The sequence below is a fragment of the Chromohalobacter israelensis DSM 3043 genome, from assembly GCF_000055785.1.
GTDB lineage: Bacteria > Pseudomonadota > Gammaproteobacteria > Pseudomonadales > Halomonadaceae > Chromohalobacter > Chromohalobacter israelensis.
This window is the reverse complement of the sequence record NC_007963.1, coordinates 1,879,965-1,902,190: the sequence shown is the minus strand read 5'-3', so window position 1 is coordinate 1,902,190 and position 22,226 is coordinate 1,879,965. Positions and strand designations below refer to the sequence as shown.

General features: G+C 65.7%; 19 protein-coding genes. 3 read left to right on the top strand and 16 right to left on the bottom strand.

Annotation, left to right across the window (positions count from 1 at the left end; genetic code table 11):
- The first annotated feature begins 133 nt into the window (after positions 1-133).
- Complete coding sequence (locus CSAL_RS08500; protein ID WP_011506970.1) at positions 134-1,162, top strand: CNNM domain-containing protein; 1,029 nt, start codon at positions 134-136, stop codon at positions 1,160-1,162.
- Here CSAL_RS08500 and CSAL_RS08495 read toward each other — a convergent pair.
- A complete protein-coding gene (locus tag CSAL_RS08495; protein WP_011506969.1) occupies positions 1,134-2,282 on the bottom strand; it encodes a putative sulfate/molybdate transporter in 1,149 nt (382 codons plus the stop codon). The two genes, CSAL_RS08500 and CSAL_RS08495, sit on opposite strands and share 29 nt — an antisense overlap.
- 680 nt (positions 2,283-2,962) lie before the next feature.
- Between CSAL_RS08495 and CSAL_RS08490 the strand changes: the two genes are divergently transcribed.
- Positions 2,963-3,625, top strand: coding sequence for a hypothetical protein (locus CSAL_RS08490; protein WP_011506968.1), 663 nt, complete (start codon positions 2,963-2,965; stop codon positions 3,623-3,625).
- A gap of 300 nt (positions 3,626-3,925) precedes the next feature.
- Here CSAL_RS08490 and CSAL_RS08485 read toward each other — a convergent pair whose 3' ends face one another.
- The 15 genes from CSAL_RS08485 to CSAL_RS16930 all read right to left on the bottom strand — a co-directional run bounded on the left by CSAL_RS08485 (position 3,926) and on the right by CSAL_RS16930 (position 20,675).
- On the bottom strand, positions 3,926-4,129 hold the full coding sequence (locus tag CSAL_RS08485; RefSeq protein WP_011506967.1) for a cold-shock protein: 204 nt from the start codon (positions 4,127-4,129) through the stop codon (positions 3,926-3,928).
- A 224-nt stretch (positions 4,130-4,353) separates the two neighbouring features.
- Complete coding sequence (locus CSAL_RS08480; RefSeq protein ID WP_043558240.1) at positions 4,354-4,551, bottom strand: hypothetical protein; 198 nt, start codon at positions 4,549-4,551, stop codon at positions 4,354-4,356.
- A gap of 266 nt (positions 4,552-4,817) precedes the next feature.
- Complete coding sequence (locus CSAL_RS08475; RefSeq protein WP_187290054.1) at positions 4,818-7,259, bottom strand: putative bifunctional diguanylate cyclase/phosphodiesterase; 2,442 nt, start codon at positions 7,257-7,259, stop codon at positions 4,818-4,820.
- 181 nt (positions 7,260-7,440) lie between these two features.
- Positions 7,441-7,902: a TadE/TadG family type IV pilus assembly protein gene (locus tag CSAL_RS16945; protein ID WP_011506964.1), complete on the bottom strand. Its 462-nt coding sequence runs from the start codon at positions 7,900-7,902 to the stop codon at positions 7,441-7,443.
- The gene (locus CSAL_RS08465) at positions 7,895-9,709 is read right to left on the bottom strand and encodes a pilus assembly protein TadG-related protein (protein WP_011506963.1); all 1,815 of its coding nucleotides are present in this window, start codon (positions 9,707-9,709) and stop codon (positions 7,895-7,897) included. The genes CSAL_RS16945 and CSAL_RS08465 overlap by 8 nt, the downstream gene beginning before the upstream one ends.
- Positions 9,710-10,057, bottom strand: coding sequence for a DUF3613 domain-containing protein (locus CSAL_RS16940; RefSeq protein ID WP_050934516.1), 348 nt, complete (start codon positions 10,055-10,057; stop codon positions 9,710-9,712). It lies immediately after the preceding gene.
- Between the two features lie 156 nt (positions 10,058-10,213).
- Entirely contained in the window at positions 10,214-11,245 is a 1,032-nt protein-coding gene (locus CSAL_RS08455; RefSeq protein ID WP_148266815.1) for a tetratricopeptide repeat protein, read from the bottom strand.
- A complete protein-coding gene (locus CSAL_RS08450; RefSeq protein ID WP_011506960.1) occupies positions 11,242-12,135 on the bottom strand; it encodes a type II secretion system F family protein in 894 nt (297 codons plus the stop codon). The genes CSAL_RS08455 and CSAL_RS08450 overlap by 4 nt, the downstream gene beginning before the upstream one ends.
- Positions 12,136-12,144: 9 nt before the next feature.
- Entirely contained in the window at positions 12,145-13,020 is an 876-nt protein-coding gene (locus CSAL_RS08445; RefSeq protein ID WP_011506959.1) for a type II secretion system F family protein, read from the bottom strand.
- Positions 13,017-14,243, bottom strand: coding sequence for a TadA family conjugal transfer-associated ATPase (locus CSAL_RS08440; protein WP_011506958.1), 1,227 nt, complete (start codon positions 14,241-14,243; stop codon positions 13,017-13,019). Before CSAL_RS08440 ends, CSAL_RS08445 begins: the two co-directional genes overlap by 4 nt.
- 164 nt (positions 14,244-14,407) lie before the next feature.
- Positions 14,408-15,706, bottom strand: coding sequence for a type II and III secretion system protein family protein (locus CSAL_RS08435; RefSeq protein WP_050934515.1), 1,299 nt, complete (start codon positions 15,704-15,706; stop codon positions 14,408-14,410).
- Positions 15,707-15,985: 279 nt separating this feature from the next.
- On the bottom strand, positions 15,986-17,014 hold the full coding sequence (cpaB, locus tag CSAL_RS16935; RefSeq protein ID WP_011506956.1) for a Flp pilus assembly protein CpaB: 1,029 nt from the start codon (positions 17,012-17,014) through the stop codon (positions 15,986-15,988).
- Positions 17,015-17,030: 16 nt separating this feature from the next.
- Positions 17,031-17,291: a Flp family type IVb pilin gene (locus tag CSAL_RS08425; RefSeq protein WP_011506955.1), complete on the bottom strand. Its 261-nt coding sequence runs from the start codon at positions 17,289-17,291 to the stop codon at positions 17,031-17,033.
- 84 nt (positions 17,292-17,375) lie between these two features.
- Positions 17,376-19,142 carry a ShlB/FhaC/HecB family hemolysin secretion/activation protein gene (locus tag CSAL_RS08420; RefSeq protein ID WP_011506954.1) on the bottom strand — a complete coding sequence of 589 codons (1,767 nt, stop codon included), beginning with the start codon at positions 19,140-19,142 and terminating at the stop codon, positions 17,376-17,378.
- A 279-nt stretch (positions 19,143-19,421) separates the two neighbouring features.
- Complete coding sequence (locus tag CSAL_RS16930) at positions 19,422-20,675, bottom strand: collagen-like triple helix repeat-containing protein (RefSeq protein WP_050934514.1); 1,254 nt, start codon at positions 20,673-20,675, stop codon at positions 19,422-19,424.
- A gap of 649 nt (positions 20,676-21,324) precedes the next feature.
- Here CSAL_RS16930 and CSAL_RS16925 point away from each other — a divergent pair.
- A complete protein-coding gene (locus CSAL_RS16925; protein WP_011506952.1) occupies positions 21,325-22,185 on the top strand; it encodes an AraC family transcriptional regulator in 861 nt (286 codons plus the stop codon).
- Positions 22,186-22,226 lie beyond the last annotated feature (41 nt).

Here is a 22,226-nt window from a genome sequence, read left to right as displayed (position 1 = left end):
GCCGGACGTGATGGCGTGGCGGCGGGCGTTGTCCCATGAAGACCATGGGGGATAAAAAAACGTGCTCGGGATGGATTGACAGGCTCTGTGCAGGCTGGATAAATGAGCGTTCCATTCCCAACCAAGAGTCTTCATGGTCCTCCTAGCGGCCTTCGCCATCCTGTCCATTGGCTTTTCTTTCTTGTGTTCCATTCTCGAGGCGGCGCTGCTGTCGTTGACCCCGAGCTATATTGCGCAGTTGAAGGACACTCGCCCCAAACTGCATGCCTCGCTGTCTCGCTTGAAGTCCAACATCGACCGTCCGCTGGCGGCGATCCTCACGCTCAATACCATCGCGCACACCGTGGGCGCGACGGGCGTGGGCGCGCAGGTGGCGGTGGTCTTCGGCGATGCCCACGTGGCGATTGCCTCGGCGGTGATGACGCTGGCGATCCTGGTCGTCTCGGAGATCATCCCCAAGACCATCGGCGCGAGCTACTGGCGGGCCCTCGCCCCGCTGCTGCCGCCGATCCTGCGGGTGATGATCTTCGTGCTGACGCCGTTCATCTGGCTTTCCGAGCTGATCACCAACCGCATCGGCAAGTCGGAGCACGATGTCGACATGCGCGGCGAGATCAAGGCGCTGGCGCGCATCGGCCTGGACGAGAAGGCGCTGGACAGCGACGAGACGCGAGCCATCGTCAATATCCTCAACCTGCACGAGATCCGGGTGAAGAGCGTGATGACGCCGCGCACGGTGTGCGTGTCGGTGACGCCGGACCTCAGCGTGGCGGAGTTCGATGCGCAGTACGGCAAGATGCAGTTCACGCGCTTTCCGGTCATGGATGGCGGCGAGCAGGCGATCGGCTACATCCACAAGGCGGATACCTATCACGCCGAGGATGAGCAGACCATGAAGGCGCTGATGCACCCCATCGAGGCGCTGCACGAGACGGACAACGTCGAGCATGTCTTCACCGCGATGCTCAAGGATCACGGCCACATGCGCGTGGTCTACGACGAGCACGGCACCTGGGTAGGGCTGATCACGCTGGAAGACGTCATCGAGACGATTCTCGGCCAGGACATCGTCGACGAGACGGACAACGTCGAGAACCTGCGCAAGTACGCCAAGCAGCGCTGGGTGAAGCGTCTCAAGCGTGGCGACGCCGACGCCAGCTGACTCTTGCCCATTCGCTGACGCCCCCGGCCACCAGCCCCCAGAAAGGATCCAGCGCGACCGTCGCCACGGCGGTCGCGGCGATCACCGGCCAGCACGAGGGCTTGCTATCGTAAAGTCGCTTGGTGACGGCCAGTTGCCAGGCGGCAACGAGCAGCAAGGCGCCCAGCCCGGCGACGGGAATCGCGGCGAGCATGGCCAGGCCCCACGATGTTGGCAGACACGCCACGCCCAGCAGTCCCAACCCCAGCAACAACGGCGCCGTGCCGCTGCGCGCGCCGAAGCGGTAATGCGCCGCCAGCCCGCCCGCACCGTGGCACATGGGCAAGGCCCCCAGGGGGCTGAGCAGGAGATTGGCCAGGCCGGTGGTGATCGACAGCCGCGCGGGGGTGACATGCGCCGCGCGCTCGCCGAAGTAGTCGCCGGCGACGAGCGCGGTGAGCACGATGGCGTTGGTGACGGTCAGCGAGAGTTGCGGCAGCACCAGCATCGACATGGCACGCTCGAAGGACTCGACGCCGGGCCAGCCCGTGAGTGGGAACATGCCCTGCCCGGCCGCGACGAGATCCGGCCCTTGCCCCCATTGCGGAATGCCCAACCCCACCGCGACCAGCAAGGCGAGCAGTACCGAGGGGCACCCCGGTATGCGCATCGCCACCAGCAGCACCGCCAGGGTCACCCCCGCCAGCCAGGCTTGCTCGGCCATCAGCGAGAGACTGGCCAGCGCCAGCATCACGCCCAGCCCCAGTTGCAGCCCGGCCAGCACGGATTGCGGAATCAAACGGCGCAGGTGGCCTATCCATCCCGTGAGCCCGAGCACCAGCATCACCAGGCCGATGATCATACCGCCGATGGCCAGTTCGGAGGCCGACATGCCCACGGTGAGCAGCATCGCGGCGACGGCCTTCATGGGCTGTACGGGAATCGGCAGGCGATAGTAGAACGCGGTGACGAGATAGAACGCCGCGAAACCGAACAGCACCGGCCCCGGCGACACGCCGCCCACCGCCAGCACGCCCAGCAGCAGCGGCAGCAGGGTGCCGAGATCGCCCAGGGCGCCATTGAGCTCGCGGCCATTGAAGACAAAGGCGGCCCCGCGTGGGGAAACAGGAACGGTAGGCATGCCGGTCTCGCGCGGTATTCGTTGAACGTCAGTGGAGCAAAGCGCCCTCGCCCGGTCAACGCGCCTTTCGCCCAACGCAGGCGTTGCCTTCGTATCGAGACAATTCCGCTTCACCTCGAGACGACACGTTTCGCCTCATGACGCCCCACTTTGCCGCTTGGCAGCGCCTTTCGACGCGGGCAGATGCCCCATGGCGCGAGATATAACCGCTTACCATGACAGATGTCACGTCAAGGTCCATAACCTCGGTTATCCCGACGCCGACTTTTACGTGAAAACGCTTTTCTGTCGGTAACCTTTACATATCGTCATCGTTGTTTATTAACAGTACTAATACGTTACGAAATTCCTGTTGGTCCACACGTCTGAAAGCGCTTAGCCTCTACTCACGATAGGGAGACGGCACAGCGGCCAGGACGGCTGGCCCAAGGGCATGCCATGGAACTCCCTATCTCCATTCAATGAGCTCTTTCTAATCGCCTGACTCCGAAAGGGTATCTCAACGTAAGGCGCCCGCCAGGACGCGGTAGACGGTCAAGGAAGACCGGCGCCACCTATTCCGCAAGTCGAGCGGTTTTTTGCTAGACTCTTCATCGAAGAACGCTGCCGGGCATTGTGCCCTGTGGCGTTTTTCTTTTTGTTCGACAGATTCCATTCATCACTCAAGAAGGAAGCAAGGAATGCTCGAGTGGCTGAACAATAACAGTGGCGCGTTAAGTGCCATCGCAAGTTTCTGCACGCTGGCCGTGTGGCTGTTCTATGCGCAATTGCTGTATCTCGGCTTTGCCCGTCAGCGGCGGCCGCGAATTCTCATCAACCGGGGGCGCAGCAAGTCGCCGGACGGCATGTGCCTGGTGAGCAACATGAGCTCGGAGGCGATCTTCGTGTCGCATGTGATGGGGGTGCTGCATACGTCTCAGGGGGAATATGCCTGTGATCTGACCGACTACACGCGCACCGATGACAGCGGCGAGGAGCAAAAGGAAGAGCATGCCACGCGTCAGGGCCCGCTGGATTCGGGCGGTTATCACCAGCTCTGCTCGTTTCGCGAGATCATTGATCACATCGCCGAGGGCCACGAGCTGGATATCGATCGGAAGACGCTGACGCTGGAAGGTGAAACGTTGAGGATGCTCGAGATCCGGTTGATCGCCATCTACGGCAGCGAGAACCGTCCGCTGGGCGCCTATCGGTGTTTCATGCTGGAGAAGCAGGACCTCGATCCGAACATCAAGGATCAGGACTGCCACATCGTGCCGACCTCGTTCGACACGCACCGCTTGTCGCGGCGTTGGCATCAGAAGCGTATCAACCGGTGGCTGGAGTCGCTGCCCAACCACTGAGGCCGTTCGAGCGAGGCCGGCATTCGCCCTCACGGAGCGGGGCTCACCCAGCGCACCGGGTGGCCTGCTCCACGGCATGGCGGTTGATGCCGCCCTGCCGACGACACCACGGCGGATCACGATGCCGCTGCCGGCCCTGCCAGCGACGCGATCGACCTGCATCTCGACACGACTTATCGATTCGGTACCATAAACGAAACAGGGCCCGCCGAAGCGGGCCCTGTTTCTTGGTGCTAGCCATCGTAGCCAAGTGGCGCCGAGGCTAGCGCCCCTTAATACCGGCTGAGAACAGCGCGCTATTTAGGCAGGCTTGATGTTGGAAGCCTGGAGGCCTTTTTTGCCCTGAGTCACGTCAAAAGAGACCTTTTGACCGTCTTGTAGGGACTTGAAGCCTTCAGCCTGGATCTCGGAGAAGTGAGCGAAGAGATCGTCGCCACCGTCTTCCGGAGAAATGAAGCCAAAACCTTTAGCGTCGTTGAACCACTTAACTGTGCCAGTAGCCATGTTTCGATATCCTTTACGCATTGCGCTTTCAATTGCCGGGTGTTACCCGATTACAGTGGGTAAGACAAATAAGCTATACACCAGACCATCGAGGGTATCGACTACTACTGACCGTATGCCACTTGCTAACCTACTGAGCACAGCTTGCGCCTTTACCGAGGCCCTGTCAACGTTCTTTCGACAACATCTTTCGAGACGGCTCCTCCACCTCGCCACAGCCCCTGTCACTGGGCCTGACGCAGCTCGACGATGGTGCGCAGCAGCGTGGCGACGTTGCGGCTGGAGAGCTGATATTCCTGCATCAGGTCGTGCAGGCGTTCCTCGAACGAAGGGGTCGAGGGCGATGCGTCCTGCGCGTCGGCGTCCCCGCCGCCGATATCGCGAAGCGCGGATGCGAGCGCATCGTCGAGTTCACGGAACATGCGAAGTTTTTCACGTTCGTTCATGGAACGTGGGGATGACTGACGATTGTTTTTCATAAACATGGTGAGATCATCGTTAACGTTCTAAAAAAAGCGAGCCACTTCCCAGGGTACTTTTCAGATCAGGCGAGGCCTGGACAATGCACGAGACTGACGGAGAGCGAAAAGGGTGCGCCGGCACAGGGCGGCGTGGCTCGGCCCGGATGTATAGATGGTGGCTAATGCCTAAAGTTCAATACCGCGTTTGCGCCACGCGGGGTCAGCCATCAGCGCGAGGAAGAGACCATGGTAACGGCCCGCTTGTCCGCCAGCCGATAGAGAAAGTCATCCACCGGACCTGGTCGGCCCAGCAGGTAGCCCTGCCCGATGGGACACCCCAAGCCGCGCAGAATGTCCAATTGCTCCTGGGTCTCGATGCCCTCGGCCACCACGGTGAGCCCGAGCCCCCGGGCAAGGTCGGTGATGCCCTTGACCAGTAGTTGGCTGCGCTCATCGTCGGCGATGGAATCGACATAGACCTTGTCGAGCTTGACCTTGGTGAACGGCAGTTCCTTCAAGAAGCGCAGCGAGGTATAGCCGGCGCCGAAGTCATCCAGCACCAGCCCGAAGCCGTGCAGGCGCAGGGTACGCATGACCTGACGCACCTGTCCCAGGTCCTGCGTGGCGACGTGCTCGGTCACTTCGAGCTCGATGCTCTGCGGCGCAATGCCGTATTTCTTGCAGCGTGCCAGCAGCCAGTCGGTGAAACGCATGTCGTCGAAGTGGCGGATCGAGAGATTGATCGCCCACACCAGGGAGCGCCCGTTGGCCATGCCCTCCTTCGGCCACATGATATTGTGCGACAGCCACGCGAGCATGGCGTCGAAGACCTTCTCGTCGAGCGGCACGATCTGGTGGCTGGCCTCCGCCACGGGGATGAACTCGCCCGGCGAAATAGTGCCCAGGGCCGGGTGATGCCAGCGTATCAGGGCTTCGGCGCCGACCAGTTCGCGCTTGGCAAGCCGATATTGCGGCTGCAGGTACAGCTCGAAGAACGGCGATTCCTCCTCCAGGGCATCGGCCAGGGTCTCGGCCAGAATGCGCCGCCGCTCGGCGGTCTTGAGCATATCGAGCTGGAAGAATTGCGGCTCCGTGCCGGCGCTGGCCAGGACCTGGTCAGCAGCGTCCTGCGCGGCCTGCAGCAGCGCCGTGGGCGTCTTGCCGTGCTCGGGGGAAATCGCCACGCCGATGCGCGGTTCCAGCCGGTGCGGCACGCCGTGGACTTCGATGGGCGTGTCGAAATCCTCCTGATAGCGCTGCGCCAGGGCCATGGGGTCCTGCGCGCCCGAGGCCATGACCACGAACACATCGTCGGAGAGCCGCGCGGGATAGCACACGCCACCGCAGGTGCCGCGCAAGCGTTCCGCCACGCACTGTGCCGCCACATTGGCGTATTCGACCCCGAACTGGGCCCGCAGATGACGCAGGGAATCGAACGCCAGGTAATACAGCGAGACGGCGTAGGCGTCTTCCATGAAATTCTGCAGGCGGCGCTCGAGCAGGAAGCGCCCCGGCAGATCGGTCACCTGGTCGTTGCGCATGGCGAGCCGACGGCGCTGCCGAAGCGCCTCGCGACGCCATGCCAGCCAGCCGATGAGCCCCCCGATGAGCAGTGCGCCCGCCGCCAGGCCGAAAGCGAGCCACCTCCAGTGGCGTTGGGCGATGACTGACTCGGGCACTTCCAGCCAGCTCACGTCGTTCCTGGCGTCGCCGCGAATCCATTCCCGAGCGCTGTAGAGCACGCTGGGCGGACTCGAGGCAAACAGGCCCTCCAGGCTCAGGGGGGTCGCCGCGGAGGAGAACAGCTGGCTTTCCAGCGCGCCGGCCATGGCATCGGGCTCGGGGAAGATGCCGCCCAGACAGCCATGGCGCAACCATTCGCGCTGATAGCACCAGAACTGCCAGCCCTCGGCGGCCAGGGCCTGCACGCGCCGCAGGTTGACGCGGGTGACCGGCGCCGAAAGAAACGCCTGACGCGGCTGGCCTTGCTGCTGGCGGCGCGCCGTGAATTGCGCCACCGCGTCCTGGTCGGGCCCGGCCAGGGGGAGCCAGGTATCGCTGAGCGAGGCGGTCTCGCCCTGACGGCGGACGCTGGCCACCAGGGTATCGCGCCGGGCGTCATCCACGTACCACAGGGCCAGCGGCCCGGCCTCGGCGCGGCGGGCGCCGAGCGCCCAATGCAGGCTGCGTTCGGCGTAGGTATCCAGCGCGACGTGCGGTATGCGGTTGTCCTTCAGCCATTCGCGCAGCGCCGAATCGCGCACGCCGTATGCCACCGCATGCGCGTTTTTCATCGGCGGTTCGAGCCCGCGGTAGGCGCGCACGGCGGCATCGTGCATGAGCACGACATATTCCTCGCTGGCCTCGCTGCCCACCGGTTGGCGGTGTGCCATGGTCTCGCGCCAACGGTGCAGCATGGTCGATGTCGGGAAGCGGTCGTCGCCCAATATCTCGAGGGTGACATTGGCCTCCCCCACGCGGCTCGCCAGCCGCTCGCGCAGATCGGCCAACAACGGCGCATCGCTTTGCAGGGCCAGCTGGCTCGGCACCACGATCATGGCATTGGCCGGTGGCTCGGCGGCCTGGCCGGGCACCGCCTGCCAGCACGCCACGAACATGAGACAGGAAGCCATCGCCATCCGCGCGAGGCGCCGGGGCTCAATCGTCATTGCCAGTCGCCACCGCCCCTTCGTCGCCATGCTCTTGGCTTCTCCCCGTCTCATGCGCAATCTTCCTTCCCCATTCGTCACCGGCGCACGATGTCGGCGGCGCTCTCGTTATTGTGTCTCTCAGTCTCTGGCATGATATTTCTACCATCTTAGTCGAGAAAATCGCACCCGATGGGCAGGCTCAATCGAGGAACACGCTGGCATGGGTGGTGAGGACCTCGGGCGTGCCGGGAATCCGCAAGCCCAGCAGATTCAGTGTCGGCAAGGGATACGCCGCCCCCAGGCAGACCACGATGCGTTCGGGCGTGGGCGTGGGGGCGCCGGGGCATCGTTCGCTCGACAGCAAGGACGTATCGAAGCGTGCCAGCCACGAGTCTTCGAGCAGGCGCGTCACGCGTTCTTCCAGCAGTGCCTCGCGTTGGTCGTTGTCGTCTTCCACCGGCGTGGTGCTGATGGTGGCCACCTGTCGCACGGTCTCGCCGGCCAGGTTCTGCAGGCCGCTCTGGATCAGGAACACGAAGGCGTAGCCGATCAAGGCATAGAGCACGAGAAAGAACACCGGAAAGACGATGGCGAACTCGATGGCCGCCACACCGGACTGGCGCTTGCGCCTCGCCCGCTTGAGATGAGTCGATTCACGCATCGGGGTCTCCCACTCGGATCAATTCGACTTTGCCGTAGCCCACACCGAGCACGTCGGCATCCACGCCGTTGAGTCGCAGCCCCAGCGCGTCCAGCAAGGGATCGACAAGCGGTGCCAGCACGTTATCGAGGACCTCGTCGAGTCCTGCCGTCAGCGCCGCCAGCAAGTCACTCACGGAGTCCAACGCCTCGTTCAGCAGGTCCTCGATGCCCTGCCCCAGGCACCCCAGCAGGCCGCTGCACGGTTCATCACCGCTACCGAGCAGGGACAGTTCGATGTTCGATTCCGTCAGCAGCGGCCCCACCAGCCCGGAGACGCTACCGATGCCTTCGCCGAAGCTCAGCGTGGTGCGTTCAGGCCAATCATTCAGGGTGCCGCGATATATCGTGCCGGCGGCGGTGGGGGTCTGGCTGCTTTCGTTGTTGTCGAGGCTCAGAGAGAGCACATCGGCGAATTTCAGCAGGCTCAGTTCCACCTCGGCGGTGCTCGTCAGCAACGCCGAGCGGGCCTGGACGCCTACGTCGTAGCGCTGGTTGCCCAGGGGGACGACGGATTCGATACCGCCGCTTGCCGAGGCGGATTCAAGCGCCAGGTCCAGATCCAGCGTTACCAGGCCGATGACATCGACCGCCGCGCTCACATCGAGATCGAGCTGGGCCGTTTTCGCCTCGCTGCGCCATTCGCTGCAGGCCCCCACGTCGGGCGTTTCGCACCCCACCGGTCCCACGGCGATTTGCGGTGGCTCGATGATATCGAGATCCAGCTCCAGCGACGCCAACTGCCCGACATTGAGGTCGAGATCGTCGAGATGGATGCCGCTGTCTCGATTGGCAGCCATCAGGGCCGTGCTCAGCAGATTGTCGAGTCCTATGCCGGCGAACAAGGCGTTCTCCCGCTGGGGGGATTCGAGATCCACCGCCAGCAGGTCGCCGAGCCGCACGGGCACATCCAGCGCCTTGCCGGTGAGCCCGCCGGTGAAGTTCTCCAGCGCGGCGATCACGTCTCCCAGGCCGATGGCGCCATTGGCGGGTTGCAGGCCCACCAGCGCATCGTCGTTGCCCGCGCCACGCAGGATATTGAGGCTGGCGTCCGCCAGTTCGCCGACCGTGAGCGTCGTGTTCAGGACGTCATCGATGCTCGCGGCGGAGAGATCGACGCCGACCCCGGAGAGTTCGCGCGCCAGTTCCAGCAGCGTCACCTGGGTGCGCGCCAGGCCTTCGTAGCCCACCAGGCCGAGATCGAGATCCGCCCCCAGCGCCGCCAGCACGGGTTGCAGCAACGCCGTATCGCCGTCGACGGACAACAGCTGCGTGCCCATGGCGAGCGCGGCCACGGGCGTGCGCCGCGCCACCGACGCGGTGCTGAGCGTCCGCGTGTCTTCGATGTCCCGGTCGGAGAAAAGACGTTCGACATTGACGATCAGGCTGGTCGGCACCGACTGGCGCAGCACCACCCGGACCGCGTCGCTGGTGGGGGCCTCCTCGGCGACGAAGACGTTGATCCCATCGTCGACCGCGATCGTGCCGCGTTGCAGGGTGAGCGCCGCGCCGTCGCCCTCGCTGCGCGCCAGGTTGGCGGCGGCCATCTCGCGCAACGTGCTCATGTCCTGCGTTCTTGCCAGGGCCGCCGCCGCTTCCATGGCGGCGGTATCGGCGAGTTTCTGGAGCCGGGCCTTTTCGTAGTACAGCCGCCCGACATCCAGCGCCAGCACCAGGCACAGGATCACCAGCCCGAGCACGCCCATGGCGAGCAGACCGATGGCGCCGCGTTGGGCGCGGGCGGAAGCCGACCCGGCATGGTGCAACATTCACTGACTCCCGTAGTCGTCGGTGTCGATGTAGCGGTCGGGAATCGCCTGGCGGAAGCTTTCCACGTAGCGCTCCCAGATGGCCGTTTGCACGGGGCCGGCTAGCTCCTGGCGATGCGAAGAGGCGCCGCGCCCGCTGCGCTGCCATTCGAGCAGGCGCCGGGTGGCTTGCCCCGGGCTCGCGGAGAGTCCCGACGCGCCCCCTGCCGTCTGGTCGGTGCCACGCCCCTGCATCGCCTCACCCCGAGCGGCCTCGCCCTGCTGGGCCTGCACGGCCGAGGCGCCCGCACCCAGACCGACCAGCAGCACCAACGCCAGGCCTGCCCGGCGCACGGCGCTGCGAGGCATGCTGAGTGAAGGGATGCCTGGTGGCTGGGTGCTCGGTCGTTGGATGTCTGGTCGTTGGATACCTGGTGGCGTCGCCGTCATGTCGCTCTCCTTGCATGGCTCTTGTGTTTTGCCTGTGCCCGGGCCGTCCCCCATGAGGGCGGCACGGGCACAGCGTCATTTGCGGGTGATTTCCAGCTCGAAGGCAGTGTTGTCGGGCATGGCGATGGGCGTGTGGGTGATGGCGCCGCTCGTCTCGGCCTCGTTGCGTGTCGCCGTCGTGCCGCCGGACGCGCGTGCCGAGGTGCCGCTGCGTCTGGCGGTGATCGCGTCGGTGACCGAAGCCGGGACGGACGTTGTCGCCGACACCGACGTCGCCGATGCCGAGGCCGCGGTCGGACCCGACCTCGCGGTCGCGGGTGACGCCGTGGCATTCGAGGCCAGACGCGTCTGCCGCAGCAGCTCGAGGTCGTCCTGGCCGATGCTGTAGCGCTCGGCGATGCGGGTGGCCTGGCGTGCGTTGCCCTGGGCATACAGCGCCATGATCAGGTTGCGGGCGGCGCGAGCGTAGTTCGGCGAGAGCTCCAGCGCGGTGAGGAATTCTTCCTCGGCCTGACGCGGCTGGCCCTCCAGCAAGTGCAGGTAGCCCAGGTCGTTGCGAATGGCGGCGTCGATGGGACGCGACTCGCGTGCCTTGCGCATGGAAGCCAGCGCGGTGGCCATGTCGCCCCGCGCGGCCTGGTTGCGGGCGATGCCCCGCCAGGCATCGGCGGCGAGGCAGGTGGCGGTGAGGCTGTCGTAGATACGGTCGGCGGCGTCGCGCTTGCCCGTGCGGCGCAGCGCTTCGCCGCGCAGCAGTCGCGGCTCGGCGAGATCGGCGCCGGTGGCCTCCAGCGAGAGGCTGTCCAGGTGCGCCAGCGCCGCGCGCGGCTTGTCGTCGTCGAGCATCTGGCGGATCAGCGTGATCTGCATGCCGGTGGTGGCGCTCATGGGTTCGCCGCAGGCGCCGCGCCGGGTCGTCGAGTCCTCTTCGTTGGCGGTGGCGATGCCGTTGGCGCGGCCATCGGTTTGCGTCCAGGCGGTATTCGGCGTATCGGGGCCGGCGCAGCCCGCCAGTGCCGCCAGGCAGACGAACCCGGCCACCAGGCGGCCCGGACGCAATGTCGGTCGGCGCACCGATCCGGACGAAAACAGGGGATACGGCATCATTGTCCTCCCAGCGTCGCCAGCGCTCCGGCGAGATTGAGTACGGCGGGCCCGGCCAGCACGATCAGCAAGGCGGGAAACAGGAACACCATCATCACCAGCGACATCTTCCCCGAGAGCCGAGTGACGGCTTCTTGCAGGCGCGTGCGGCGGCGGTCGCGCAGCAGATCGGCCAGGGTGCGCAGCGAGTCCCGCGCCCCGCCGCCGCTGGCGGAGACCTGCGCCAGCAGCTTGAGCAGATCGCCGAGGCCCTCGCTGGCCTGAATGCCGGCGACCTCTTCCAGGGCTTCCTCGCGGGCCTGGCCGGCTTCGATCTTGTGGGTCACGCTGCGCAGCTCACGCACGGTTTCAGGGGCGGTATTGGCAAGGTTGTCGATCAGGCCCTGCAGCACGCTTTCCAGCGTCATGCCGGCTTCCCAGAGCATGCGGGTGACCTGCAGCACCAGACCGATTTCCTCGTCGAGAACGCGCGTGCGACGCCGCCGCCGGTTCTTCAGCCAGGCCCAGGCGACCACGCCCGTCAACGCCCCCAGGGCGAGGCCCAGAAACAGGCTGCCCGCCACGCCACGGCCCTGCTCCCAGCCCCACAGCATGCCCAGCAGGGTGACACTGACGGCCAGGATGCCGAGCACGGCGAGCAGCCGGGCCTGGGCCCGCGAGCCGATGAAGCCGGCCTGGCGCAGGATGATGGCCAGTTCGGCACTGCGCGCGTGGCGGCGCCGATGCACGCGCCAGGCGCTGCCGCTGCGCAGCAGCCATGACTCGGTCTGCCGCCACGGCGCCGGCGCGGTGGGCGTCTGCCGCTCCGCCGCGCGCTGGGCGATGATCCAGCACGCCCCGGCGGCGACCATCAGCGCCACGCCACTTGCCAACAAGAGCACGACCGCGACCATGCGTTCTCCTTATATCGCCTTGAGCATTCGCCACATCACGAAGCAGCCGCTCAACTCGAGCCCCAGCGCCAGCCACAGAGCCGCGCGGCCGTCCGCGCTGTGCCACATGGTGCTCAAAAACTCGGGGTTGGTGAGCAGGATGTAACCGCCGATCAGCACCGGGATGACCGCCAGCACCACGGCGGTGAAGCGCGTCTCGCCGGTCAGCGCCTTGAGCTCGCGCCGGCCGCGCTCCTGCTGGCGCAGCAGGGTGACGAAACTGCCTAGGATGTCGCGCAGGCTGCCCCCGTGGCGCTGGTTGACCTCCAGCGCGGTGGCCAGCAGCGCGAGCTCGCTGAGCTTGAGCAGCTGGCTTTCCCGCACCAGGCCTTCGTGCAATTCCAGCCCCAGTTCGCGGCGCACCCAGACTCGCTCCAGCATGTTGCGCAGCGGCGGCGCACTGCGCGCGATCTGGCGCTGAAAGGCCCGCTCGGGACTGGCGCCGACGGCGAGTTCACGCAGGAACTGTTCGAGATAGCCCGGCAACTGGGCACGCAGCCGCGAGCGCAGCCGCCGGGCGCGCCAGCCGAGGATCAGGTTGCCGCCCAGCAGCGCGCCGGCCAGCACGAACACGCTCCAGCGCTGGTCGATCACCACCAGCAGCACGGCCAGGATGCCCAGACCGATGGCGACGCTGATTACCAGCCGCCGCGGAGTGAGCTGGATGCCGGCGCGCAGCAGGTAATCGAGCGTCCAGTCGAGCAGCGATTCGCTGGGCGCGATGCGCCGGCGCTGACGACGCGGCGCACGCTGCTCGTGCGGCGTCGTGGAGACCCGCGCGCTGACCCAGAGCAGCGCGGCGGCGGCCAGCAGCAGGATGATGGCGACGCCCCACCACAGGGTCATGCCCGCACCCTGGCGTTGGCGACGTGGGTCCAGGGGGCCTCGTCGCGGTGATAGAGCGTCTCGAGCTTGATGGTGTCATCGTCGAAGCCCACCACCCGCTGCACTTCGAGCACGTGGCGGTGGCCATTGACGTCACGCGTGACGTGCACCACCAGGTCCAGCGCGGTGGCGATGATGCGGTTGATCAGGGTGTCCGAACCCTGGAAGCCCGAGAGCCGCACCATCATCTGCAGGCGCACCAGGGCGTCGGCGGCGGCGTTGGCGTGAACGGTACTCATCGAGCCCAGGTGGCCGGTGTTCATGGCCTGCAGCACGTCGAGCACTTCGTCGCCACGGCTCTCGCCGAGAATCACCCGGTCGGGACGCATGCGCAGCGCGTTGCGCACCAGCTGGCGGGCGGTGATCTCGCCCTCACCCTCGGTATTGGCGGGGCGTGTCTCGAGCCGCACGATGTGGTTGTTGCGCAGTTGCAGTTCGGCGGCGTCCTCGATGGTGACCACGCGTTCGTGACGGGGAATCGACTGGCTCAGGGCATTGAGCAAGGTGGTCTTGCCTGCCCCGGTGGCGCCGCTGATCAGGATGTTGCGGCGGCGCTCCACGGCCTGCTCCAGCTCGCCGAGCAGGTCCGCCGGCAAGGCGCCGCGTTCGACCAGCGCCAGCGCGCTCATGGCGTCGTGACGGAACTTGCGGATCGAGACGCAGGGGCCATCCAGCGCCAGCGGCGGGATGATGGCATTGACCCGCGAGCCGTCCGCCAGGCGGGCGTCGACCATGGGGCTGGATTCATCCAGGCGGCGGCCCAGCGGCGCCAGCATGCGGCGTACCACGCGCAGCACGTGGGCGTCGTTGAGGAACTGCTGGGGCACGCGCTCGAGCCTGCCGTTGCGCTCGGCGAACACGTGATCGGGGCCGTTGATGAGTATGTCGGTGATGTCGTCGTCCCGCAGCAGAGGTTGCAGCGGGCCGTAGCCGGTCATTTCGTGGTACAGCGATTGCAGGACCGTGTGCATGGCCTCGTCGGGCAGGAACTCGCCGCGCTCGGCAAGCCAGTCGCGGACGCAGTCTTCCAGGCGCGTGTACAGCGCGCTGGGTTCGGCGTCGAGTTCCATGCCTTCGTCCTCGAAACGCTCGATGACGCTGCGGTGCAGCTCCGACTTGAAGGCCGGGTCGTCGGGGTCGGCGACGACGTGCAGGTGACGTTGTCCAAAACGTGGCAGTGCCATGGTGTTTCTCCTGGCGGAAATTCCGCTCGCTCGTTCCGCGTTGCCCTGATGTGCTGTCCCGGTGGCAAGCCTGGCGAGGGCGCTGTCCCCCCTTCCCTGGGGTGCTACATTTGCCATCCCTGGCAAAACACCCTCGCGACGTCTTGCCCCCGGCTCACCGATCGCTAGTTGCTGAAACCGACGTTGCCCAGGCGCTCGAGGCTTTCGGCGTCCTGGGGGTCGAACAGCAGTTCCAGATACGAGGGGTCGTAGCGCCGCAGGGCCTCGCCGGGCAGTTCCGGCCGGGGGGCGCCCGCCGCCATCGGCGCCACCAGATGCGGCGTGACGATCATCACCAGTTCCTTGTTCTGGGTCTCGAAGCGCGTGGAGCGAAAGAACGCGCCGATGACCGGCAGATCGCCCAGGCCGGGGAACTTGTCCACGGTCTGCATGGTGCTGTTGCTGACCAGGCCGCTGATGATCAGGCTTTCGCCGTCGCCGAGCTGGACGCTGGTGTCGGTGCGCCGCACGTTGAGGGCGGGCACGGCCACGCCGCTGGCCTCCACGCCCTGGGTGAAGTCGAGCTCGCTGACTTCGGGGGCGACCTTGAGCATGATGCTGTTGCTGTCTAGCACGGTGGGCGTGAGCTGCAGGCGCACGCCGAATTCCTTGAAGTCGATGCGCACGTCGCCGTCGTCGTTGCTCACGGGGAACGGGAACTCGCCCCCGGCCAGGAAGGAGGCGCTCTGCCCGGAGAGCGTGACCAGGCTGGGTTCGGCCAGGGTGTAGGCGAAACCGTTGCTGCGCAGCGCGCTGATCACGCCCAGCACGCTGTCGTTGGCGTTGCCGACGACGATGTTGTAGCCGCCGTTGCCGGTCTGGAAGCCGGAGCCGGTGAGAAAGGAAAAGCCCTCGCTGAAGCTGTCGCCCACGGCTTCGGCACCGCCCAGGGCGCCGCTGGTGCCGACCCCGATCAGAGTGTTGCCGCCGTTGTTCTTGCCGAAGAAGAAGCCGGCGGACTGCAGCTTGCTGCGGTTGACCTCGACCACGCGGATGTCGGTCTGCACCTGCACCGGGCCCGTCTGGCGGGTGGCGTCCACGGTGTTCTGATCGCCGAGGCGCGAGCGTGCCTGGGCGTGACGCGCCAGGGACTCACTCTCCCCCGCGAGGGTCGGGGTGTCGGTGCCGTCGGCCAGGGTGTATTCGGACTCCATGCCCCGTGCGCCGCGCGGGCGTACCGAGACACGGTAGCGCTGCGGTGCATCGCGGCCGTCCCGCCAGACGCTCAGCGAGGTGGTGCCCGCCGCGAGACCGGTGAGCAGCAGTTGGCGGGCGTCCACCATCTGCGCGCTGGCGATGTCGCCGTCGCCCAGCGCGGTACGTGATACCGGCCGCTCGAAGACGAGCCGTTGCTGGTCGCCGATGTCCAGACGCAGCGTGCTCTCGCCCTGCTGGGCGAGCCCGGGCACCGCGAACAGCAGCAATACGAGGCTCAGCAGGCTGCGTACCAGGCTCCCAGGTAGCGGCCTTCCGGGTACTCGTCTACCAGGGGCTTGTCTACCTGGGGCTTGTCTACCAGGTACTGGGCCCCCAGACACCGGACGTCGCCCAACGGTCGAGGTTGCGGTCTCGGACATTGCGGTTTCCTTCTTCCCTACGTGGGCACGGCGCTCGGCGTTCCCGGCTTGCGGCCGTGCTTGTCGTTATCGCGTCTGCGGTTGTCCCACCGCTTGTGGCATGGCCCAGCTTGGCCTCGAATGGACCTAGTTCGATGTTTCGATCACCCGACGCTCGCCCCCCACGAACTGCACCACGCGGTGCCCCGATGACGCTGGCGAGGCGCGACGCGGCTCAGTCGATGAGGCGGCTTCTTCAATGGCGGCGATCTCGGCATAGGTCACCGCCGGTGCGAGCGCGTCGTCCTGCTCGTGCGGCGCGTTGTGTGAAGCATGGCGTGACGCATTGCCGGAAGCGCCGCGCGCGGCGTCGCCCGCGGTCCGCGACAGGCCGACCACCATGCCGCCGCCATCCGGTGCCGTGACGAGATCGGCCATCAGCCGGTCGACCCGCTCGCGGCTGCCGACCACCGCGAGCCGCAGACGACCGGTGCTTTCGGCGAGCAGCAGCTTGGGCGCCTGGGCGTCGGTGACCGCGACGACGGCGGTGCGCGCCCCGTTACGGCCGCCGTTGTCGTCGTTCTCGGCGCGGCTTCGCAGGTCATCGCCATAGCCGAGCACCAGGACGTCGTCGAGCAGGCGCCGCGCCAGGGTCTCGCGGCGGTCGCCGGACGAGGCGGCCTGGGCCTGGAAGAGCACGTCCACCCGGTCGCCGGGGGCGATGAAGCCGCCACCGCCGACGACGTCGTCGACGCCGATGGCCAGCGCGCGGTAGCCCGCCGGGACCTGGCTGGCCAGCACGCTGCCCAGCGCGAAGTCGTCCTCGCGGATCGCCTCGCCGGCGTCCACCGGCCGGGTCAGCACGCGCCCTTCCAGCGCCTCGCGCTTGGCGAAGCTGCGCGGCACGGCATTGGGAAAGTCGACCACCGCCAGGCGCGGCGTCTGGGTGGCGGCCTGCGTTACCTCGTCGGCGCCGAGCCGGGTGCCTGCCGCCAGGTGACGAGTCGCCACCACGACGGGATGGCGCATCACCGGCGTCTCGGTGGCCGATTCGACGGCGGATTCGGTGACCGAGGGCGGCATGGCCTGCTGGGTCAGCCGCCAGCCGGTGAAGCCCAGCGCCAGGGCCACGATCACCAGCCCCACGGCGACGATCTTGAGGGTCTTGGGGGACATGGCTTCGCCCTTTTTATTAGGTATCAGGGTCTTCCGCCGTGCCCACGGCCTGCGCAATGCTGTCGAAGATTCCCCCGAAGATGTTTTGCAGGCCTTCATCGCCGTTGAAAACGGCAATGATCACCACGGCGACGACGCCGGCGATGATGGCGTACTCGATCGCCGTGGCGCCCTGCTGGCGCTTGAAGCGGGCGTGATTGAGGGGACGCTGGGCGTGACCCCGCGCGGCGAGGCGTTGGCTGAACGTCGTGACCTTGTCGAACAGTGAATTGCGCATGATGATTTCCCCGCGTTGTCGTCTTGTGGCGCTGCCTTGCAGCACTGGTGAATGTCGGCGGCCGGCGGCGTGCGTGGCTCGCCTCTAGCCACCGTCGAACTGCCAGGAAAGCCGGGCGTTGATGCGCCCTTCCCGGTTATCGGTGTCCAGATCTTCCTCGGCGATGGGCCGGGCGTACTCCACCCCCAGCCGGTAGTAGCGGCTGTCGGTAAATTCGAGTCCGAAGGCCGCCGAGGCGAGGTTGTATTCGATGTCGTTGTCGTGGAACCGGGTGCGTGCCCCGTCGACGACCAGGTAGGGTTCGATCCGGCTCACCCAGCCCCAGGGCACGGCTTGCAGGAAGCGCAGTTCGATTTCCCCGGCATAGCCGTAGTCGCCCTCGGCCTGGCCGTCCGGGTAGCCGCGCCCGAAGCGCGTGCCGCCGTAGTTGCCGCGTTCGGGCAGCGGCAGGCTGTTCTCGGACCAGAAGCCGTCGGCGCGGGTGGTGAGACGCCAGCGCTCGCCCAGCGACTCCACCCAACGCCCGTTCAGCCCCAGGCGGGTGTAGTTCAGCGGGTCGCCGTCGCGCTCGGTGACGCCGAGGGTGGCGATCTCCAGCTCGCTCTTGCCGCCGGCGTCCCCGAGCCCCTGGCGCAGTTCACCGCCGACTTCCCAGAGCCGGTCGGCACTCACGCGCCGATACAGGGTGTTGAGCTCGGCGGTGCCGTAGCGCAGCGTCTCGTCGGCGCGCAGCAGTTCGTCGTTGCCGCTGGTGGTGTAACGGTACCGAGTCTCTTCATCGAGGTATTCGAGGGCGCCGCCGACTTCCCAGAGCGTGTCGCGGGACAGGCGCAGCGGATAGTCGAGCTCGCCGCGATAGCGTTGCCGGCGCTTGGCTTCGCGGGCCTCGATGGGCACGCCGAGCAATTGCGTGTCGGTGGTGTCGTCACCGTCGAAATGAGTGGCCGAGAGCTTGAGCCGCAGGCCGTCGCTGCCCAGGGCCTGGCCGTATTCGGCGGCCAGGTACTCGTCGTCGTCCTCGATGGGCAGCAGGCCGGCCACCGACAGCCGCTCGGCATAGCGGGTGTTGGCCTGCGTGGACACACTGGCCAGTGCCTGGGTGTCGTCTTCGTCGTCGTAATCGAGGCTCAACCCGCCATCGATGCGCTGCATGTCGCGCGCTTCGACACGCACCGTGGTGGCGCCGTTGACGGTACGCGGCAGCGGCACGTTGACCGCGAGACTGGCACCGGGAATGCGCTCGATCAGCGCGGTATAGCGCTCGAAGCGCTCGCGCCGCAGCGGGCGCTCCTCGGCCATGCGCTCGATCAGCCGCTGCACGCGGGACGCCACGGCATCGTTGTCGATATCCAGTTCGGCGCGGGCGATATAGCCTTCGACCACGACCACCTGGACGTTGCCGTTGGCGAAGTTGTCCGCCGGCAGGTAGGCGTAGGAAATCGGATAGCCGGCCTCCTGATAGCGCTGGGTGATGCGCCGTACGGCCTGGGTGATGCGGTCGACGGTCACCGTCTCGCCCACCAGCGGTTCGAGCGGCGCGGCGAGGGTCTCCAGCTCGAACACCGAGCCGCCACGAATGTTGATGTGACGCACGGCCACGCGGGCATTGCCCGATACGCCCGGCGCCGCGCTGGGCTGCTGGACGTTGAGGTCCAGCGTGCGGCGGGTACTTTGCTGCTCCTGCTGCTGACGCGTGGAGGTGGGCGAACGTTCGTCGATGAACGAGGGCACGACATCGTCGGCCATGACGGCGCCACCGTGACCGACCAGCACGCAGGCGAGGCAGCCGGCCAGGGGGTCCGTTAGCGCATGGCGTCGTACGCCACGGGAGAAACGCGAGAGTAGCGGCATGACTGGATTTCCCTGTGCATCTTCTGGTGGAGCCGCTCGTTATTCAGGCAGTGGCGGCTCTCGTCGTCGATGTCGGAACATCGGGGGGTGTCGTCGTGGGCCTTCACGACGGCACCCCTCTTATTACTGGCTATGTCGTTACTGGCTATGTCATTGCTGTCTTCTCACTGCCATCTATATCGCTGCTGTCCGCGTCGTTACCGTCGGCGAGCGTGCCGCTGCCTCGAAGAGCTGTATCCAGGAGAGCTTTAACCTAGAGAGCAGCGGCCCTTGCCGATCTCAGCGGCCGAGCAGTCCCCCGCCCAGCAGGTTGCCGAGCAGCCCTTTGCGCTGAGTGTCCTGGTCCGTGCCGCCGTCGCTGGCATCGCCGCCACCGCTCAAGCCACCGGTCACGCCGGAGAGCGAGTCGGTCACGCCACCGACGAGGCCACCGACCAAGCCTTTCTTGTCGCTGCCGTCGTCGCTCGAGCCGCCGCCGGTCAGCCCACCGCCGGTCAATCCGCCGGTCACGTTGCCGACGACGCCCACGACACCGCCGACCAGCCCCTTGCCGGTATCGCCGTCGCCAGCGCCGTTACCGCCGCCGAGCAGACCGCCTTCACCGCCGGTGAGACCGCCCAGCAGGCCCCCTTCACCGCCGAGACCGCCACCGAGCAGGCCGTCTTCGCCTTGCAGGCCGCTGAGCAGACCGCCGCTGGCGTTACCGTCACCCTCGGTGACCAGGCCGCCCAGGTCGCCGACGGCATTGCCGACGCCCTGCAGGGTGCCGCCCAGCCCGCCGAGCGCTTCGGAACGCTCGCCGACGCGCCCGCCGATCTGGGTCACGATGCCGCCCACGGAAGTCAGCAGACCATCGACTGGCTGGCCGACGCCCAGGCCGTCACCCAGGGTTTGCGTGGTGCCTTCGAGGTTGGTGACCAGCGGCCGCACGACGCTCGTGGCTTCTCGCGTCAAACCACTGAGGTGGCCGTCTTCCGCCGTCAGCGACGCGGTCAGCGATCCCGCGGTGGAAGTCACCGCCACGCCCAGTTGATTGACGGTATCCCCGACGCCGGACACTAGGTGGGTGCGTTCGTCTAGCTGACCGACGACCGGCAGCGTGTTGAGCCCGGTGACGAGGGTGCTGGCGGACGACACCGCTTCGCCGACTTCACCCACGGCCGATGTAGCGCCGCCCAGTGTGGTCCCGAGGGCGTTGTCGTTTTCGCTCAAGCTGCCGAGGCCATCGTTCAGGCCCGAACTGAGACTGTTCACGCCTTCACCGACATCCACGATGACACCGCCCGTGCCATCGGTGACGAAGCCGGCGCCGCCGACGTCGGACTGGGAAATGGCTTCGCCGGCCCCGATCACGGTATCGCCGAGGCCCGTGGTGGCATCACCGGTGTCGGAGACGACCTGCTCGACGGCCGTCGAATCGTCGGCGATATCGCCGCCGCCATTACCACCATCGCCGCCGTCGTTGCCACCATTGCCGTTACCGCCATCACCTCCGTTGTTGCCGCCATTGTTGCCGCCGTTGTTATCGCCCATATCAGGGCCGTCCCCTGGCCCGCCATCCATGGGCTGAGACTCCGATGAACTACCGCTGCATCCAGCGAGTGCCAGCGCCAGTATGATCGTTGCAATTCCCGGTACCTTGTAATCCCCAAGCATTTCAACCTCCCCGAAAGCATCGTTGCGTGCTTTGCTTCATTCATTGTGCGACGTGACGCCGCTCATGCATCCAACGTCATTTCTTTCTGCTGATGCCTTATTTCAGGAAATAAGACCCATCCATACAGGCATAAAGCTCTCTCGAATGCCTGAAATCCACGCACTTTCTTGCCGCTAAAAGGCAGGCACTCATCTCTATGACGCCACCTAAGCACATGATTTAGATAGTAATATCTCATTACATAAAGAATACATGCCTTTTGTTATATGCCCACTCAACAAAAAAAGAGCTTATCCTTCCTCTCGTAACCGAGCGTTAATTTCAATACTTAACTCTTGGTTACATAAGTAAATATTCTAGACAAATTTTACCCTCGACCACCTTTCCGTACTATCCTTTACATAGTCTGCATATTAGGGTTCTCATTCTTATCGGCTTTGCAATTCCAGTCATTTTCACGACCTTTACAGTCCAAATGGTCAATGACTTACAAACAAGGCCGCAAAAAAACTAAAGGGATCAATTATGGCGATGCATGAAACCTCGATTCCCACCAGCCTCAATGCCATGCGTGCTGCAGAGATATGGCTACATGAAAAATCCACCGATAGCCCTTCGATTCGCGAGCTGGCGAATTACCTGGGCTATTCTGAGGCGCAAATAAGACGCAATTTCAACCGCTTCTTCGGTATATCACCAGGCCGGTATCGCGATTCACTGCGGCTGGAGCGCGCGGCACTGCTGCTATGCCGAACGCCGATGCAGGTGCTGGATGTGGCGATCAGTTGCGGGTATCGCAGCCATGCCATTTTCACGCGTGCATTTCATGGCTATTTCGGTGCCTCGCCCAGCGAGTATCGACGCCGCTTTCACGATCGCCTGTATGAGGGAGTCACTCAGCGTCGGCCACCCGATGCCCTGGCGCTGGACATTCAGCCGGAAACGCGTTGCTTTCTGACCCGCCATTACGGCGATGTGGACTGGAAAGAACAGCCTCGGCTATGGCGACGTTACGCACAGCCATGGCAGCGGCGTTTGAAGGGAGGCAAGAGCACGCCGGTGTGGCTTTATCATGACGACCCGAACATTACTCCGGCCGGCAGGGTTCGCATCGATTTCGGCTTCATGATCGACCGGGACTGCATGACGCCGCCCTCGATGGGTTTCCGCCAGGTTCGTCTTCCGCCCAGACGCCAGGTCCGGATGCGGGTCTACGGGCAGGACAATGTGATCGGTGCCATCGCATATCTGCTTTACGACTGGATGCCCACGCATAACGAATGCATCAGTGGCGAACCGGTCACGGTCGCCTGGCGAGAGGAGACGGCCTCTCATGGGCACGTGCAATGTTTTGAACTCGGCGTTCCCTTGTTGACGTTACATTGACCGTCAATGCCTTGCCGTTATATCCACCACGCCCGGCCGTG

Coding starts and splice junctions, on each gene's coding strand:
- CSAL_RS08480 (WP_043558240.1), bottom strand. CDS start 4,551: ATGTTCCGTGAACTCGACGATGCGCTCGCATCCGCGCTTCGCGATATC.
- cpaB (WP_011506956.1), bottom strand. CDS start 17,014: ATGTCCCCCAAGACCCTCAAGATCGTCGCCGTGGGGCTGGTGATCGTG.
- CSAL_RS08445 (WP_011506959.1), bottom strand. CDS start 13,020: ATGACCCTGTGGTGGGGCGTCGCCATCATCCTGCTGCTGGCCGCCGCC.
- CSAL_RS08425 (WP_011506955.1), bottom strand. CDS start 17,291: ATGCGCAATTCACTGTTCGACAAGGTCACGACGTTCAGCCAACGCCTC.
- CSAL_RS08500 (WP_011506970.1), top strand. CDS start 134: ATGGTCCTCCTAGCGGCCTTCGCCATCCTGTCCATTGGCTTTTCTTTC.
- CSAL_RS08495 (WP_011506969.1), bottom strand. CDS start 2,282: ATGCCTACCGTTCCTGTTTCCCCACGCGGGGCCGCCTTTGTCTTCAAT.
- CSAL_RS16930 (WP_050934514.1), bottom strand. CDS start 20,675: ATGGGCGATAACAACGGCGGCAACAATGGCGGCAACAACGGAGGTGAT.
- CSAL_RS08450 (WP_011506960.1), bottom strand. CDS start 12,135: ATGGTCGCGGTCGTGCTCTTGTTGGCAAGTGGCGTGGCGCTGATGGTC.
- CSAL_RS16925 (WP_011506952.1), top strand. CDS start 21,325: ATGGCGATGCATGAAACCTCGATTCCCACCAGCCTCAATGCCATGCGT.
- CSAL_RS08485 (WP_011506967.1), bottom strand. CDS start 4,129: ATGGCTACTGGCACAGTTAAGTGGTTCAACGACGCTAAAGGTTTTGGC.
- CSAL_RS16940 (WP_050934516.1), bottom strand. CDS start 10,057: ATGCCTCGCAGCGCCGTGCGCCGGGCAGGCCTGGCGTTGGTGCTGCTG.
- CSAL_RS08490 (WP_011506968.1), top strand. CDS start 2,963: ATGCTCGAGTGGCTGAACAATAACAGTGGCGCGTTAAGTGCCATCGCA.
- CSAL_RS08440 (WP_011506958.1), bottom strand. CDS start 14,243: ATGGCACTGCCACGTTTTGGACAACGTCACCTGCACGTCGTCGCCGAC.
- CSAL_RS08455 (WP_148266815.1), bottom strand. CDS start 11,245: ATGATGCCGTATCCCCTGTTTTCGTCCGGATCGGTGCGCCGACCGACA.
- CSAL_RS08465 (WP_011506963.1), bottom strand. CDS start 9,709: ATGTTGCACCATGCCGGGTCGGCTTCCGCCCGCGCCCAACGCGGCGCC.
- CSAL_RS16945 (WP_011506964.1), bottom strand. CDS start 7,902: ATGCGTGAATCGACTCATCTCAAGCGGGCGAGGCGCAAGCGCCAGTCC.
- CSAL_RS08475 (WP_187290054.1), bottom strand. CDS start 7,259: ATGACGATTGAGCCCCGGCGCCTCGCGCGGATGGCGATGGCTTCCTGT.
- CSAL_RS08420 (WP_011506954.1), bottom strand. CDS start 19,142: ATGCCGCTACTCTCGCGTTTCTCCCGTGGCGTACGACGCCATGCGCTA.